This is a genomic window from Allobosea sp. OK403 (assembly GCF_900113835.1).
Lineage (GTDB): Bacteria > Pseudomonadota > Alphaproteobacteria > Rhizobiales > Beijerinckiaceae > Allobosea.
Genome location: NZ_FOQV01000001.1, coordinates 1,307,509 through 1,320,315 on the forward strand (window position 1 = coordinate 1,307,509; position 12,807 = coordinate 1,320,315).

A 12,807-nucleotide genomic window follows, 5' to 3' on the forward strand; every position below is an offset into this window, starting at 1 on the left:
TTCGGACGGAATCGTTCGAATCCAGCCGCCAGCTCAGGCCGTCATAGTAAGCGGCCGCAACGTCAAGGAAATGCCGATCATGGCCAGCGACAACGTCTTCGTCTCCACGGAATGGCTCGCTGAGCGCCTGAGCGCGCCCGATGTCGTCGTGATCGACGGCTCCTGGTACCTGCCCGTCCATGGCCGCGACCCGCATGCCGAATATGCGCAGCGCCGCATCCCGGGCGCACTGCGCTTCGACATCGACACCGTCAAGGATACCAGCTCTGACCTGCCCCATATGCTGCCGCGGCCAGAGGCCTTCGCGGCCGCCGTCGGCGCGATGGGTATCGGCGACGGCATGCGCATCGTCGTCTATGACGGGCTCGGCCTGTTCTCGGCCCCGCGCGTGCGCTGGACCTTCAAGACCTTCGGCGCCAAGGACGTGGTCATCCTCGAAGGCGGCTTCCCGAAATGGCAGGCGGAAGGCCGCCCGATCGAGGAAGGCCCACCGCGCTCCCGCTCGGCCCGGACCTTCACCGCACGCCTCGACCATTCCGCCATCGCCGACGCCGACGACGTCGAGCGCGCGCTCGGCAGCGGCGCGATCCAGGTCGTCGACGCCCGTCCCGCCGACCGCTTCCGCGGCGAGGCGCCCGAGCCGCGCGCCGGTGTGCGGTCCGGCCATATGCCGGGCGCGCTCAACCTGCCCTTCCCCGCCATCATGCAGGACGGCAGGCTGAAATCGCCCGACGCGATCGCGGCCGCCTTCGCCGAGGCCGGCGTCGATCTCGACAAGCCCCTGATCACGAGTTGCGGCTCGGGCGTCTCGGCGGCGATCCTCTCGGCCGCGCTGGAGACGATCGGCAAACCGGCGCGCGCCATTTATGACGGCTCCTGGGCGGAATGGGGCTCGAGCGAGCGCCCGATCGCCACCGGCCCGGCGAAGAAGGGCTGAGGTCATGTCCGGACACGATCACGACCATCCGCACGACCACTCCCACGACGAGCCGCGCTGGAAGCATGACGGCGTGCGCGTCATCACCGGTGACAAGCTCGACCCGAACACGGCGCAGACGCCGGGCATGTTCCGGCAGGCGGCGATCAACCACGCCCGCGTCGGCGCCCAGAAGATCTGGGCCGGCACGGTCTCGATCCAGCCCAACGCCAAGACCGGCGTGCACCACCATGGCGAGCTGGAGAGCGTGATCTATGTCGTGCGCGGCAAGGCTCGCATGCGCTGGGGCGAGCGGCTCGAATTCGTCGCCGAGGCCGGCCCGGGCGACTTCATCTACGTGCCGCCCTTCGTGCCGCATCAGGAGATCAACGCCAATCCCGACGAGCCGCTGGAATGCGTGCTGGTGCGCTCGGACAACGAAGCCGTGGTCGTCAACATCACCGATGTCGATCCGGTCGAGGCACCGGAGGCGGTCTACTGGGTCGATCCGATCCACAAGCAGCCCTGAGGACATCGGGCCGGCGCCCGACATGATGACGTTGCGTCGGCTGGCATCGGCCATGCTTCCAGCAACTGGACGGGCGGCGGCCGCCCGGCTCATATATTGCGACCCCATCAAGGCGAAAACGATCATGGACAATCGAAACGATCTCTGGCGGCATGTGGATGCGAGCAAGCAGCGCTTCATCGAACTCAGCGACCGCGTCTGGGGCATGCCCGAGGTCTGCTACACCGAACAGCGCTCGGTCGCCGAGCATCTCGCCGAGCTGAAGCACCAGGGCTTCAAGATCACCGAGAACATCGCCGAGATCCCGACCGCGGTGATGGGCGAGGCCGGCGAAGGCGGCCCGGTCATCGCATTCCTGGGCGAATATGACGCCCTGCCCGGCCTGAGCCAGGAAGCCGGTCTCGCCGAGCATCGCGAGGTCGAGGCCGCCGGCCACGGCCATGGCTGCGGCCACAACCTGCTCGGCTCGGCCGCGCTGCTCGCCGCGACCGCGATGAAGAACTGGCTCGCCGAGAACAAGATCCCTGGCCGCGTGCGCTATTATGGCTGCCCGGCCGAGGAAGGTGGCGCCGCCAAGGCCTTCATGGTCCGCGCCGGCGCCTTTGACGACGCCGATGTCGCGATCACCTGGCATCCGTCGAGCTGGTGGGAGGTCGCCCCGCCGCTGGCGCTCGCCAACACCCGCGCTGATTTCATCTTCACCGGCCGTGCGGCGCACGCCGCCGCCAGCCCCCATCTCGGACGCAGCGCGCTCGACGCCGTCGAGTTGATGAATGTCGGCGTCAACTACATGCGCGAGCACATGCCCAGCGATGCGCGCGTGCATTACGCCCTGCTCGACACCGGCGGCATCGCGCCGAACGTCGTCCAGGCCCACGCCCGCGTCCGCTATTCGATCCGCGCGCGCGATCTGCGCGGCATGCTCGAACTCGTCCAGCGCGTGAAGAAAATCGCCGAAGGCGCGGCGCTGATGACGGAAACCAAGATGGAGATGCGCATCATCAGCGCCGTCTCCGACCTGCTCGCCAACCCGCCGCTCGAACAGGCGCTGCACGGGATCATGGAAGAGCTCGGCCCGCCGCATTTCGACGATGCCGACAAGGCCTTCGCCGAGGAGATCCGCAAGACGCTGTCCCCGCAGGAGATCGCCTCGATCTGGCGCACCATCGGCATGGAGGATTCGGGCGTGCCGCTGGCCGATTTCCTCGTTCCGATGGACGCCAAGCGCAACCCCGCCATCGGCTCGACCGATGTCGGCGATGTCAGCTGGGCCGTGCCGACCGTCCAGGCGCATGCGCCCACCGTCGCTGTCGGCACGCCGTTCCACACCTGGCAGGTGGTCTCGCAGGGCAAGCAGCCAGCTGCTCACAAGGCGATGATCCATGTCGCCAAGGCGATGGCCGCGACAGGCGCTGCCGTGCTCTCCGACCCCGCCCTGATGGCGGCCGCCAAAGCCGACCACAAGAAGCGCCTGGGCAAGGAAGGCTACACCTCGCCGCTGCCGACCGAGGTCAAGCCGCCGCTGAAGATGTCGCTCGGCGGCTGAACGTCAGCGCTCCCGGACGCCGTGCGGCGTCCGGGAGGCCCCGCGAAACATGGCGCTGCGGCTAGCTTAGTCTCTTTAGAGCTCAGCCCTGCTCCGCGAGCCCTCATCCTGAGGAGCCTGGTTCGAAATGAACCCAAAGATTTCAATGGCTCTGTCCTGACACCAACACGCCGTCATCCCGGGCGACCGAAGGTCGACCCGGGATCCATGCCGGAGCACTGCCTGGTTAGGCTCAGGAATGGATCCCGGATCGGCGCGGCTTCGCCGCTTGTCCGGGATGACGGCGCGTGGGGCAAGCGATCGGAAGCTTCTGATATCGCTCGGTTCATTTCGAGAGGGCTCTGAGAATTCAGCCCTGCCGTCGCGCCTTTGAGCGCCCAGCGATGGCTGCGATTGCCACTGCGATGATGAAGACGGCCTCTTCTACAGGCTGGTGACCCAGAGCACGCGCGTCTCGCCCTCCGCCGCATTGGCGAAGCAATGCGGGCGCGAGGACAGGAAGCGGAAGCTGTCGCCCTCCTGCAAGGTCCAGCTCTCGCTCTCGACCTTGAGCAGCATGGCGCCTTGCATGACGAGCCCGGCCTCCTCGCCCTGATGCGTATAGAGCTCATCTCCGGTGTTCGCGCCCGGCTCCAGCTCGACCATGTAGAGGTTGAGCTTCGAGCCCTCCGCAAGCGGGGTCAGCAAATGCTTGCGGATGCCCGAGCGCCAGAGTTGCAATTCGCTCCTGTCCGCGCTGCGGACGATGGTCGCGGGCTGGTCCTGCGGCGGCGTGCCATTGGGAAAGAGATCGGCGAGCCCGACGCCGAACGCATCCGCCATGCCGACGAGCACGCGCAAGGTCGGCGAGGACAGGCCGCGCTCGATCTGGCTGAGAAAGCCGATCGACAGATTGGTGCGGGCTGCGAGATCGACCAGCGAAAGCCCGCGCGCACGCCGCAATCTGCGTAAGCCGGCGCCGATCTCCTGATCGACCGGCTGGCCGGGTCCGCTGGCGGCAGGGGCGCTCATGAACTCTCCATCTCCGCCTCTATTTCATGCACATGAAATCGCTTGCAGGCAAGTTTGTCCTATGCTCGTATCTTCACGCACATGAAAATCATGGCCGGACGCGCAGCAAGCGCGCCGTAAGCGAGGGGATATCGCGATGGAACGTCGGACCTTCCTGTCCATGCTGGCCGGCAGCGCCATGGCCGCGGGCATTCTGCCTGCCCGGGCGCAATCCGTGCTCAAAGTCGGCTCCACCCCGACAGGCAGCCCCTTCACCTTCCTCGATACCAAGACCAACACCATCGAGGGCGTGATGGTCGACCTGGTCAAGGCGATCGCCGCAGTCTCCGATTTCAAGGTCGAGGTCGAGGGCATGCAGTTCTCGACGCTGATCGCCTCGCTGACCAGCAACAAGGTCGATATCGTCGCAGCCGCGATGTACATCACCCCGGTGCGCAAGGAAGTCATCGACTTCTCCGACCCGATCTACACCTATGGCGAAGGCCTGATCGTACCGGCCACCGACACCAAGGACTACGTCACCCTCGAGGATCTGAAGGGCATCACGATCGGCGTGCAGATCGGCACGGCCTATGTCGACGTGCTGCAGAAATCCGGGCTGTTCTCCGAGGTCAAGCTCTACAAGACCCTGCCCGATATCCTCGCCGATGTGAACGCAGCGCGCGTCCAGGCCGCCGTCTTCGACCTGCCGATCATCGCCTACAACCTGTCGCGGGGGCAGTTCCCGAAAGTCCGCATCGTCAAGTCCTACAAGCCGGTGATCTCCGGCTCGGTCGGCATCGGCGTGCGCAAGAGCGACGGCGAATTGCTCAAGAAGATCAACACCGGCCTCGCCAAGCTCAAGGCCGACGGCACCGTCGACAAGATTCTGGCGAAGTGGGGCCTGGCCTGAGCGCATCGACGATAAACTCCACGCGCCGTCATCCCGGACGCAGCGAAGCCAATCCGGGATCCATGCCGGAACGGTTCAGGCATGAATCCCGGATCGGCGCCGCTTCGCGGCTTGTCCGGGATGACGCGCTGAGGTTCCAAACGTCGTCCTGACCAATTCCTCCGACCATCAGAACGCCATGCAGATATTCCTGCGGGATGCCGCCCAGTTCCTGCCTCTCCTGCTCCAGGGCGTGAAATTCACGCTGCTCGTCACGGCGGGCTCGCTCATCCTGTCGACGCTGCTCGGCCTGGTCTGGGCCCTGATGCGGGTCTCGGGCATCGGCTGGCTTGCCCTGATCGCCAAGCTCGTCGTCAACGGCCTGCGCGGCATCCCGATCCTGGTGCAGCTCTTCTACATCTATTTCGTGCTGCCGGAGCTCGGCATCGCGCTCTCGGCGCTGCAAGCCTCGATCCTGGGGCTCGGCATCGCCTATTCCGCCTATCAATCGGAGAATTTCCGCGCCGGCATCGAGGCGGTCGACCACGGCCAGATCGAAGCCGCGCAATCGATCGGCATGGGCTGGGGCATGATGATGCGGCGCGTGATCCTGCCTCAAGCCGTCAGGATCGTGCTGCCGCCCTACGGCAACATCATGGTGATGATGCTGAAGGATTCGTCGCAGGCCTCGACGATCACGGTGGCGGAGCTGACGCTGCAAGGCTCGCTGATCGCCTCCTCCACCTTCAAGAACATGACGGTCTACTCGCTGGTCGCCCTGCTCTATCTCTGCATGAGCCTGCCATTGATCGGCTTCGTCGGCTGGCTGGAGCGGCGCTTCGGCAAGGAGACGCGGCGATGAGCGCTTCGATGATCGAGATCACCGGCGTCACCAAGAGTTTCGGCGCCTTTCCCGTCCTGAAGGGCATCACCGCCAATGTGAACAAGGGCGAGGTGGTCTGCCTGATCGGCCCGTCCGGATCGGGCAAATCGACCATCCTGCGCTGCATCAACGGGCTCGAATCCTATGACGGCGGCGCGATCACCATCGACGGCGTCCGGGTCGACCGCAGCCAGCCCTCGATCACCGGCATCCGCACGGCGATGGCGATGGTGTTCCAGCGCTTCAACCTGTTTCCGCACCGCACGGCGCTCGAAAACGTCGTCGAGGGGCCGATCTTCGTGAAGAAGGAGCCGGCCGCGCAGGCCATAGCGCGCGGACGCGATCTGCTCGCCCGCGTCGGCCTCGGCGACAAGGTCGACGCTTATCCCGGCCAGCTCTCGGGCGGGCAGATGCAGCGCGTCGCGATCGCACGCGCGCTTTGCATGCAGCCCAAGGCGATCCTGTTCGACGAGCCGACCTCGGCGCTCGATCCCGAGCTCGTCGGCGAGGTGCTCAGCGTGATGAAGAGCCTCGCCGAGGACGGCATGACCATGCTCGTCGTCACCCATGAGATGGGCTTTGCCCGCGAGGTCGCCGACCGCGTGCTCTTTCTCGATGGCGGCGTCATCGTCGAACAGGGCCCGGCCCGCGATGTGCTGGGCGCACCGAGCCATCCGCGCACCCAGGATTTTCTGCGGCGCGTGCTCAAGCCGATCTGAAGCATGGCGCGAAAAAGTGGGTACCGGTTTTTCGCATGAGCCATGCTTTCAACGCCCAAGGAGGCCGTCATGGCCGAACCGTTCCCGCTCGCTCCCTCGCTCTGGCATGCGACAGCCCCCACTGCGGCGCCGACGCCGCCGCTTGCCACCGATGCCAGCGCCGATGTCTGCGTGATCGGCGCCGGCTATGCCGGGCTCTCGACCGCGCTCCATCTCGCCGAGGCCGGTGTCTCCGTCATCGTGCTGGAGGCGCATGAGCCGGGCTGGGGCGGCTCGGGCCGTAATGGCGGGCAGGTCATTCCCGGCATCAAATATGATCCCAGCGAGATCGCCGCGAAATTCGGCCCCGTCGCAGGCGAGGCGCTGACGCGCTTCGTCGCCTCGACCGCCGATCTCGTCTTCGATCTGATCGCCAGGCACGCCATGGACGTGCCGCATAAGCGCGCCGGCTGGATCCAGGGTGCGCATACGCCAGCCATGCTCGAGACGGTGAAGCGACGCGCCGGCGAATGGCGGGCGCGCGGCGTCGACGCGGAGTATCTCGACAGCGACAGCGTCACGCGCCTGCTCGGCACGGAGCGCTATCTCGGTGGCTGGATCGACCGGCGCGCCGGCGGCGTGCAGCCGCTCGCCTATGCGCGCGGGCTCGCCAAAGCCGCGCTCAAGGCCGGCGCCACGATCCATGGCGAGAGCCCCGTCGTCTCGCTGAAGCGCAGCGGCACGACCTGGGTCGTCCGCACAGCCCAGGGCTTGAGCGTCACCGCCCCGCGCGTCGTCATCGCGACCAATGGCTATACCGGCGACCTGATCCCGAAACTGCGCCAGACCGTGATCCGGCCGAACACCTTCATCGTCGCGACCGAGCCGCTCTCGGACAACATTGCCGGCACGATCCTGCCCGAGGGCCAGGTCACCTCGGATACGCGGCAATTGCTGCTCTACTTCCGCAAGGACCACACCAACCGCCTCCTGATGGGCGGCCGCGGCCCCTTCCGCGAGCCGAAGGACGCCTCTGACTGGGCCCATCTCGAACGCGTCATCGGCAAGATGTATCCGCAGGCCAAGGGGATCGGCTTCGACTACCGCTGGTGCGGCCGGGTCGCGCTGACGCGCGATTTTCTGCCGCATCTGCACGAGCCCGAGCCCGGGCTGCTGGTCGATATCGGCTGCATGGGCCGCGGCGTCGGCCTGCAGAGCGCGATGGGCAAGGCGATGGCGGAGTATCTCGCCAGCGGCGACAAGAGCCGCCTGCCCTTCCCGGTGGTGCCGATCAAGCCGCTGCCGCTGCACGCGCTGAACGAGCTCTACGTCTCGGCGATCATCAGCTGGTACCGGCTGACCGATGGCGGGATGAAGGACAAGGCGGCCTGACAGCGCGCCGTTTGGCCCCACATGCGCAACGTCATCCTGAGCGCCCGAAGGGCGTTTAGGGATCCGAAGCGCGTCATGGTCGGGCTTGACTGCTGTCCGGTTCGCCGCAAGCGCCCGATCGAAAAGTCCCGTCATCGCAGGCATTCCAGCGGGCGGTGACGAATGAGACAGGCGCGGGGAACCCCTCTCCCGTGTGGGAGAGGGGCAGGGGTGAGGGCAGGCCCGACAACCAGATCGCGCAAGCGGCTCCGCATCGTCTCCTGCGCTTTCAGGATGAAGCCGGCGCTGCGGCGCGGTCACGCCTCGATAATCAGCGGCAGGCCCTCATCCCTGCCCTTCTCCCATCCGGGAGAAGGGTTCCCCGCGCCCTTCATCGGGCACTTCGCGTCATCTCGCTCGCGACGGGAGAGCCGTGCATGATCAGCTCAGGGGCCGAAACGCCAACGGGACAGCAATAAGCCTCAGCGCAGCCCGTCCTCGCCCTTGATCTCGTGCTTCTGCAGCCCGCCGATACGCGGCAGCGGGCGGCCGGAATCGGTGATCGCGATCGCCACCAAAATCTCGCCGGCGCGCGGCGCGTCGGTGATCCGGACCTCGACCGCATCGAAATGCGAGCGCACGAAGGCTGCGTCCTTGTGGCCGAGCGGCACGTCGATCGGCGTGCCGAGCCCGCCGCGCTTCTTGGCCGAGGGGATCAGCGCCGGCCCCTTGCCGAGTGCCGCACGCACTGGGGTGCCCAGCTTGGGATGGAGGATCGCGGCTGCATGCTCGAGTTCGCCGCCCTCGCCGACGATCGCCGCCTTGCCAAAACTCTCAGCCTGATCGGGCGCGATGTTCAGTGCCGCAAGGCAGCGTTTGGTCAGGAGGTCGCCCAGCTCGACGCCGATCTCGGAGAGCTCGGAAAGGTCCTCCTGATAGCGCCCGGCAAACGGGTTGGCGATCACGGCGCAGGCCACGGCGCGCCGCGTCGGCGGGCTGATCGTCTTGCCCATTTCGAGATGGATTTCATCGACTTGCGTGAGAATCTTGCGGATGTCTGCGGGCATGAAAGGCTCCGACACTAGACGGTAGGGCGCGGGGAACCCCTCTCCTGCATCGAAGTCGGGTATACCCGACTTCGACACTTTGAGTACTGATCTCGGGCAGGCCCGAGATCAGTGAGAGGGGCAGGGGTGAGGTGTAGGCCGTTGGACCAGTCGAGCGGTGACTTGAAGAATGCAACGGTGAGGTCGCGGCCATGACATCAAACGGCCGACCCCTCACCCCTGCCCCTCTCCCTTTGGGAGAGGGGTTCCCCGCGCCCCATTGTCTGGCGAAGATGATCACCGCTGCCCGTCGCCAACGCTGATCTGGTCGGCGCGTAGGCCGCCGACGCGCTCATGGATTCGCGCGCCCGTCGTCATCACCAGGATGAAGACGAGTTCGTCCGCTTGCGGCGAGCCGGGAACGCCGATCTCGACCGCGCCGAAATGGCTGCGGACATAAGACGCGTTGATATGGGTGACGGGAATGTCGATGCGCGCACCGGGTCCCGCCACCTTCTTGGTCGAGGGCACGATCGCTTTCGCATTGCCGAGGATCTCGCGCATCGCGTAGCCGCCCGGCACATGCCAGAGCGCGCCATGCTCCAGTTCCCCGGCGGAGCCGACGATCGCGCCCTTGCCATAGCCCTCGACGGTCCCGGGATCGCCGCCGAGCGCGTTGAGGCAACGCGTCGCCATGTCGAGGCCGGCAGCCTTCAGCGCCTCCATCATCGGCAGGATGTCGGGCTCGTAGCGCCCGGCATAAGGGTTGGTCAGCACGGCGCAGACGCAAGCGATGCGCTCGGTGCGGCCGGGGCGCGGACCGAACTCGTGGAAGATCTCCTCCACGCTGGTCTGGATCCGACGGATATCGATGAGATCGGTCATGATGCGCCTCAATGCCTGACCAGAACGGGCGCGGTGTGCGATGGCGGCGTGTTGCGCGAGCGGCCGGTGCGGATGATGCCGTCGATCACCACCATGCCGATGCCGGGAATGTCACCGAGCGAGACGGCGTCGAGCAGATGCTTTCCGGCCGAATGCTGCGGCTTGTCGAGAAAGACGAGATCGGCCGGCATGCCGACCGCGATGAAGCCGGCATCGAGCTTGCGCACCCGCGCCGTGTTGCCGGTCGCCATGCAGAAGGCGACCTCGGGCGGCACATCGCCCAGGCTCGACAGGAAGGCGATCATCCTGAGGATGCCGAGCGGCTGCACGCCGGAACCTGCCGGCGCGTCCGTGCCGAGGATGACCTTGTAGGTCAGGTTCAGTTCGGTCGCGGTCTTGATGGCTTCGAGCGCGGCGCGCTCATTGCCGTTATGGACGATCTCGATTGCGCCCCTCGCCTGCTCGCAGAGCCGGCAGATGCCGGAAAAGCGGATCGAGGTATGGCCGCCATTGATGTGGCTGATCACATCGGGCTGGGCCTCCAGCACGATGTCCTCGCTGATCAGGCTCGACCCCGCGATTGACGGGCCGCCGGTATGGATGATCGTCTCCATTCCGTATTTGCGCGCCCAATCGACATGTTTCTTCGCCTCGGGGCCGGTGTTAACGGTGCCAAGCCCGATCTCGCCGATCATCTTGACCCCGGCGCGAGCCATCTCGGCATAATCCTCCTCGACCATGCTGGTCTCGGCGATCGGCGCTCCCGCATGGATCTTCGCCCCCGTCGGCCGGAAATTCGCGAAGGTGCGCTGCGCCGTGATGGCGAGCGCCTTGACGCCGATGGGATCCTTCGGCCGACCGGGCAGATGCACCTCGCCCGCGGAAACGAAGGTGGTGACGCCGCCATTGACGCAGGAATCGATCCAGCCCATCTGCCCCTGCCGCGGCGTCCAGTCGCCGAAGACCGGGTGGCAATGGCTGTCGATCAGCCCAGGGGCGACCGGCGACCCCTGCGCATCGATGATGCTGTCGGCGCGCTCGCAATCGAGATCGGCAGCCCGGCCGATGGCGGTGATGCGGCCATCGACCGCGATGATCGTATCAGCGTCGAGGATCGGCTGGTTGAGATCGCCCGAGAGCACCAGGCCGAGATTGCGGATGACGAGCTTGCCCTTGGCCGGGCCTGCTGCGACGTCGTGAGCCATCTGGTCCTCCGCTGCGAATATGGAGCGCAATCATGCCTGCGAGACAGGCGATGTTTGAATGTGTAATAACAATCATGGACAGCGTTTCGGCGGCTGGCAAGAGGCGATGCGACGGGACCGGAGGCGCGGCCCGCGCGGTGGCGATCAGGGGATGAGGATGAGCAGGCAGGACAGCGTGGCGGATACAGCCGCCAAGCCGACCGCAAGGCAGCGCAAGCCGTCCTCGGCCGGTACTGCCGCCCCGATGGACTATATCCTCGACGAGCAGGTCGGCTTCCTGATGCGCCGCGCCCAGCAGCGCCATATCGCGATCTTCCAGCGCATCATGGGCGATGACGGCCCGACGCCGACGCAATTCGCAGCCATGTCGAAACTGAGCGCCGGCGAGGAGATTTCGCAGAATCTGCTCGGCCGCATGACGGCGATGGACCCCGCCACCATCAAGGGCGTGATCGCGCGGCTGGAAGAACGCGGGCTGGTCGAGCGCCTGCCCGACCCCGACGATCAGCGCCGCGTCCGCGTCAGGCTCAGCGCCAAGGGGCGCGAGGCGATCCCCGGCCTGCTCGAGAAGGCGAAGGCGATCAGCGCCGCAACCCTGGCGCCGCTCTCGCGCGAAGAGGCCGAGCGCCTGCTCGCTCTGCTGGCGCGCCTCGATTGAGCCAGGCCTGCCTGCAAATGAGCAAGCCCTGCCTGCAAAATCCGCTTGCGCAATTTCATTTGTATACTAACAATAATTGACGTTGGATTTGATGATGCCCCGCGCTGGCTCACCGGCGCTTGGGCGCGGTGCGATGGAAGGCATGGCGATGACCCAAGACGCGGCTATGACCAATGACAACATCATCACCACGGATGTCGTGATAGTCGGCGCGGGTCCGTGCGGGTTGTTTGCGGTTTTCGAGCTGGGGTTGCTCGACATCAGGGCGCATCTGGTCGACATCCTGCCCAAGGTCGGCGGGCAATGCGCCGAGCTCTATCCGGAAAAGCCGATCTACGACATTCCCGGCTTCCCGATCGTCACCGGCCAGGGCCTGGTCGACAACCTCGTCGAGCAGATCAAGCCGTTTGGCCCGACCTTCCACTTGAACCAGATGATCGAGGCGCTGGAGCCGATCGGCACGGCAGACGCCCCGCGCTTCCGCGTCACCACCGATGCCGGCACGGTGTTCGAGACCAAGACCGTCATCGTCGCCGCCGGCGGCGGCTCGTTCCAGCCCAAGAAGCCGCCGATCCCCGGCATCGAGGCCTATGAGGGCAACGCGGTGTTCTATGCCGTGCGCAAGATGGAGGCCTTCCGCGGTCGCGACATCCTGATCGTCGGCGGCGGTGACTCAGCGCTCGACTGGACGCTCAACCTGCAGCCGATCGCCAAACGCGTCACGCTGATGCATCGCCGCGACGATTTCCGCGCCGCGCCCCATTCGGTCGAGCAGATGCGCGCGCTCGTCGCATCCGGCCAGATGGAGATGAAGCTCGGCCAGGTCACCAGCCTCAAGGGCGAAGGCTCGGCGCTCCAGGCCGCGATCTGCCGGGACAGCGAAGGTCAGACCTTCGAGATCGCCTGCGATACGCTTCTGCCCTTCTTCGGGCTGACCATGAAGCTCGGGCCGATCGCCGATTGGGGCCTCAATCTCCACGAGAACCTGATCCCGGCCGATACCGAGAAGTTCGAGACCTCGACGCCTGGCATCTTCGCCATCGGCGACATCAACACCTATCCCGGCAAGCTCAAGCTCATCCTCTCGGGCTTCCACGAGGCCGCGCTCGCCGCCCAAAAAGCCCATCGCTACGTCTATCCCGACAAGCGACTGACCTTCCAGTACACGACCTCCTCAACATCCCTCCA

Annotated in this window: 13 protein-coding genes; 9 read left to right on the forward strand and 4 right to left on the reverse strand. The window is 66.1% G+C overall.

The annotated features are described in order from the left end of the window. The first annotated feature begins 79 nt into the window (after positions 1–79). The 3 genes from sseA to BMZ97_RS05805 all read left to right on the forward strand — a co-directional run bounded on the left by sseA (position 80) and on the right by BMZ97_RS05805 (position 2,991). On the forward strand, positions 80–937 hold the full coding sequence (gene sseA / locus BMZ97_RS05795) for a 3-mercaptopyruvate sulfurtransferase (RefSeq protein WP_092166387.1): 858 nt from the start codon (positions 80–82) through the stop codon (positions 935–937). Positions 938–941: 4 nt separating this feature from the next. Then, on the forward strand, positions 942–1,445 hold the full coding sequence (locus BMZ97_RS05800) for a cupin domain-containing protein (RefSeq protein WP_092166389.1): 504 nt from the start codon (positions 942–944) through the stop codon (positions 1,443–1,445). A 124-nt stretch (positions 1,446–1,569) separates the two neighbouring features. Beyond that, positions 1,570–2,991, forward strand: a complete 1,422-nt coding sequence (locus tag BMZ97_RS05805) for a M20 family metallopeptidase (RefSeq protein WP_092166664.1) — start codon at positions 1,570–1,572, stop codon at positions 2,989–2,991. Positions 2,992–3,414: 423 nt separating this feature from the next. On the opposite strand, the gene BMZ97_RS05810 is transcribed toward BMZ97_RS05805, so the two are convergent. Then, on the reverse strand, positions 3,415–4,002 hold the full coding sequence (locus tag BMZ97_RS05810) for a helix-turn-helix domain-containing protein (RefSeq protein WP_092166401.1): 588 nt from the start codon (positions 4,000–4,002) through the stop codon (positions 3,415–3,417). A gap of 136 nt (positions 4,003–4,138) precedes the next feature. Here BMZ97_RS05810 and BMZ97_RS05815 point away from each other — a divergent pair, with 136 nt between their 5' ends. From BMZ97_RS05815 to BMZ97_RS05830, 4 genes are all read left to right on the forward strand, one after another. After that, the gene (locus BMZ97_RS05815; protein WP_092166402.1) at positions 4,139–4,894 is read left to right on the forward strand and encodes an ABC transporter substrate-binding protein; all 756 of its coding nucleotides are present in this window, start codon (positions 4,139–4,141) and stop codon (positions 4,892–4,894) included. A gap of 178 nt (positions 4,895–5,072) precedes the next feature. After that, positions 5,073–5,735 (forward strand): amino acid ABC transporter permease, encoded by a 663-nt coding sequence (locus tag BMZ97_RS05820; RefSeq protein WP_092166403.1) that lies wholly within the window; start codon positions 5,073–5,075, stop codon positions 5,733–5,735. Positions 5,736–5,743: 8 nt separating this feature from the next. Then, the gene (locus BMZ97_RS05825; RefSeq protein ID WP_092166672.1) at positions 5,744–6,475 is read left to right on the forward strand and encodes an amino acid ABC transporter ATP-binding protein; all 732 of its coding nucleotides are present in this window, start codon (positions 5,744–5,746) and stop codon (positions 6,473–6,475) included. Positions 6,476–6,544: 69 nt separating this feature from the next. Then, complete coding sequence (locus BMZ97_RS05830; RefSeq protein WP_092166673.1) at positions 6,545–7,846, forward strand: NAD(P)/FAD-dependent oxidoreductase; 1,302 nt, start codon at positions 6,545–6,547, stop codon at positions 7,844–7,846. A gap of 461 nt (positions 7,847–8,307) precedes the next feature. On the opposite strand, the gene BMZ97_RS05835 is transcribed toward BMZ97_RS05830, so the two are convergent. The 3 genes from BMZ97_RS05835 to BMZ97_RS05845 form a co-directional block, all read right to left on the reverse strand. Further along, positions 8,308–8,892 (reverse strand): amino acid synthesis family protein, encoded by a 585-nt coding sequence (locus tag BMZ97_RS05835; protein WP_092166674.1) that lies wholly within the window; start codon positions 8,890–8,892, stop codon positions 8,308–8,310. Between the two features lie 276 nt (positions 8,893–9,168). Beyond that, on the reverse strand, positions 9,169–9,756 hold the full coding sequence (locus BMZ97_RS05840) for an amino acid synthesis family protein (RefSeq protein WP_092166404.1): 588 nt from the start codon (positions 9,754–9,756) through the stop codon (positions 9,169–9,171). A gap of 8 nt (positions 9,757–9,764) precedes the next feature. Next, positions 9,765–10,961 carry an amidohydrolase family protein gene (locus BMZ97_RS05845; protein WP_092166406.1) on the reverse strand — a complete coding sequence of 399 codons (1,197 nt, stop codon included), beginning with the start codon at positions 10,959–10,961 and terminating at the stop codon, positions 9,765–9,767. Positions 10,962–11,118: 157 nt separating this feature from the next. Between BMZ97_RS05845 and BMZ97_RS05850 the strand changes: the two genes are divergently transcribed. Beyond that, complete coding sequence (locus BMZ97_RS05850; RefSeq protein ID WP_244546246.1) at positions 11,119–11,619, forward strand: MarR family winged helix-turn-helix transcriptional regulator; 501 nt, start codon at positions 11,119–11,121, stop codon at positions 11,617–11,619. Positions 11,620–11,785: 166 nt separating this feature from the next. Beyond that, a partial coding sequence (locus tag BMZ97_RS05855) for an NAD(P)/FAD-dependent oxidoreductase (RefSeq protein ID WP_092166676.1) occupies positions 11,786–12,807 on the forward strand: 1,022 nt, incomplete at its 3' end.

What these genes read in the sequence shown, in the direction of transcription:
- BMZ97_RS05815 (WP_092166402.1), top strand. Translation starts at nt 4,139, where the DNA reads ATGGAACGTCGGACCTTCCTGTCCATGCTGGCCGGCAGCGCCATGGCC.
- BMZ97_RS05830 (WP_092166673.1), top strand. Translation starts at nt 6,545, where the DNA reads ATGGCCGAACCGTTCCCGCTCGCTCCCTCGCTCTGGCATGCGACAGCC.
- BMZ97_RS05820 (WP_092166403.1), top strand. Translation starts at nt 5,073, where the DNA reads ATGCAGATATTCCTGCGGGATGCCGCCCAGTTCCTGCCTCTCCTGCTC.
- sseA (WP_092166387.1), top strand. Translation starts at nt 80, where the DNA reads ATGGCCAGCGACAACGTCTTCGTCTCCACGGAATGGCTCGCTGAGCGC.
- BMZ97_RS05840 (WP_092166404.1), bottom strand. Translation starts at nt 9,756, where the DNA reads ATGACCGATCTCATCGATATCCGTCGGATCCAGACCAGCGTGGAGGAG.
- BMZ97_RS05800 (WP_092166389.1), top strand. Translation starts at nt 942, where the DNA reads ATGTCCGGACACGATCACGACCATCCGCACGACCACTCCCACGACGAG.
- BMZ97_RS05835 (WP_092166674.1), bottom strand. Translation starts at nt 8,892, where the DNA reads ATGCCCGCAGACATCCGCAAGATTCTCACGCAAGTCGATGAAATCCAT.
- BMZ97_RS05850 (WP_244546246.1), top strand. Translation starts at nt 11,119, where the DNA reads ATGAGCAGGCAGGACAGCGTGGCGGATACAGCCGCCAAGCCGACCGCA.
- BMZ97_RS05805 (WP_092166664.1), top strand. Translation starts at nt 1,570, where the DNA reads ATGGACAATCGAAACGATCTCTGGCGGCATGTGGATGCGAGCAAGCAG.
- BMZ97_RS05845 (WP_092166406.1), bottom strand. Translation starts at nt 10,961, where the DNA reads ATGGCTCACGACGTCGCAGCAGGCCCGGCCAAGGGCAAGCTCGTCATC.
- BMZ97_RS05825 (WP_092166672.1), top strand. Translation starts at nt 5,744, where the DNA reads ATGATCGAGATCACCGGCGTCACCAAGAGTTTCGGCGCCTTTCCCGTC.
- BMZ97_RS05810 (WP_092166401.1), bottom strand. Translation starts at nt 4,002, where the DNA reads ATGAGCGCCCCTGCCGCCAGCGGACCCGGCCAGCCGGTCGATCAGGAG.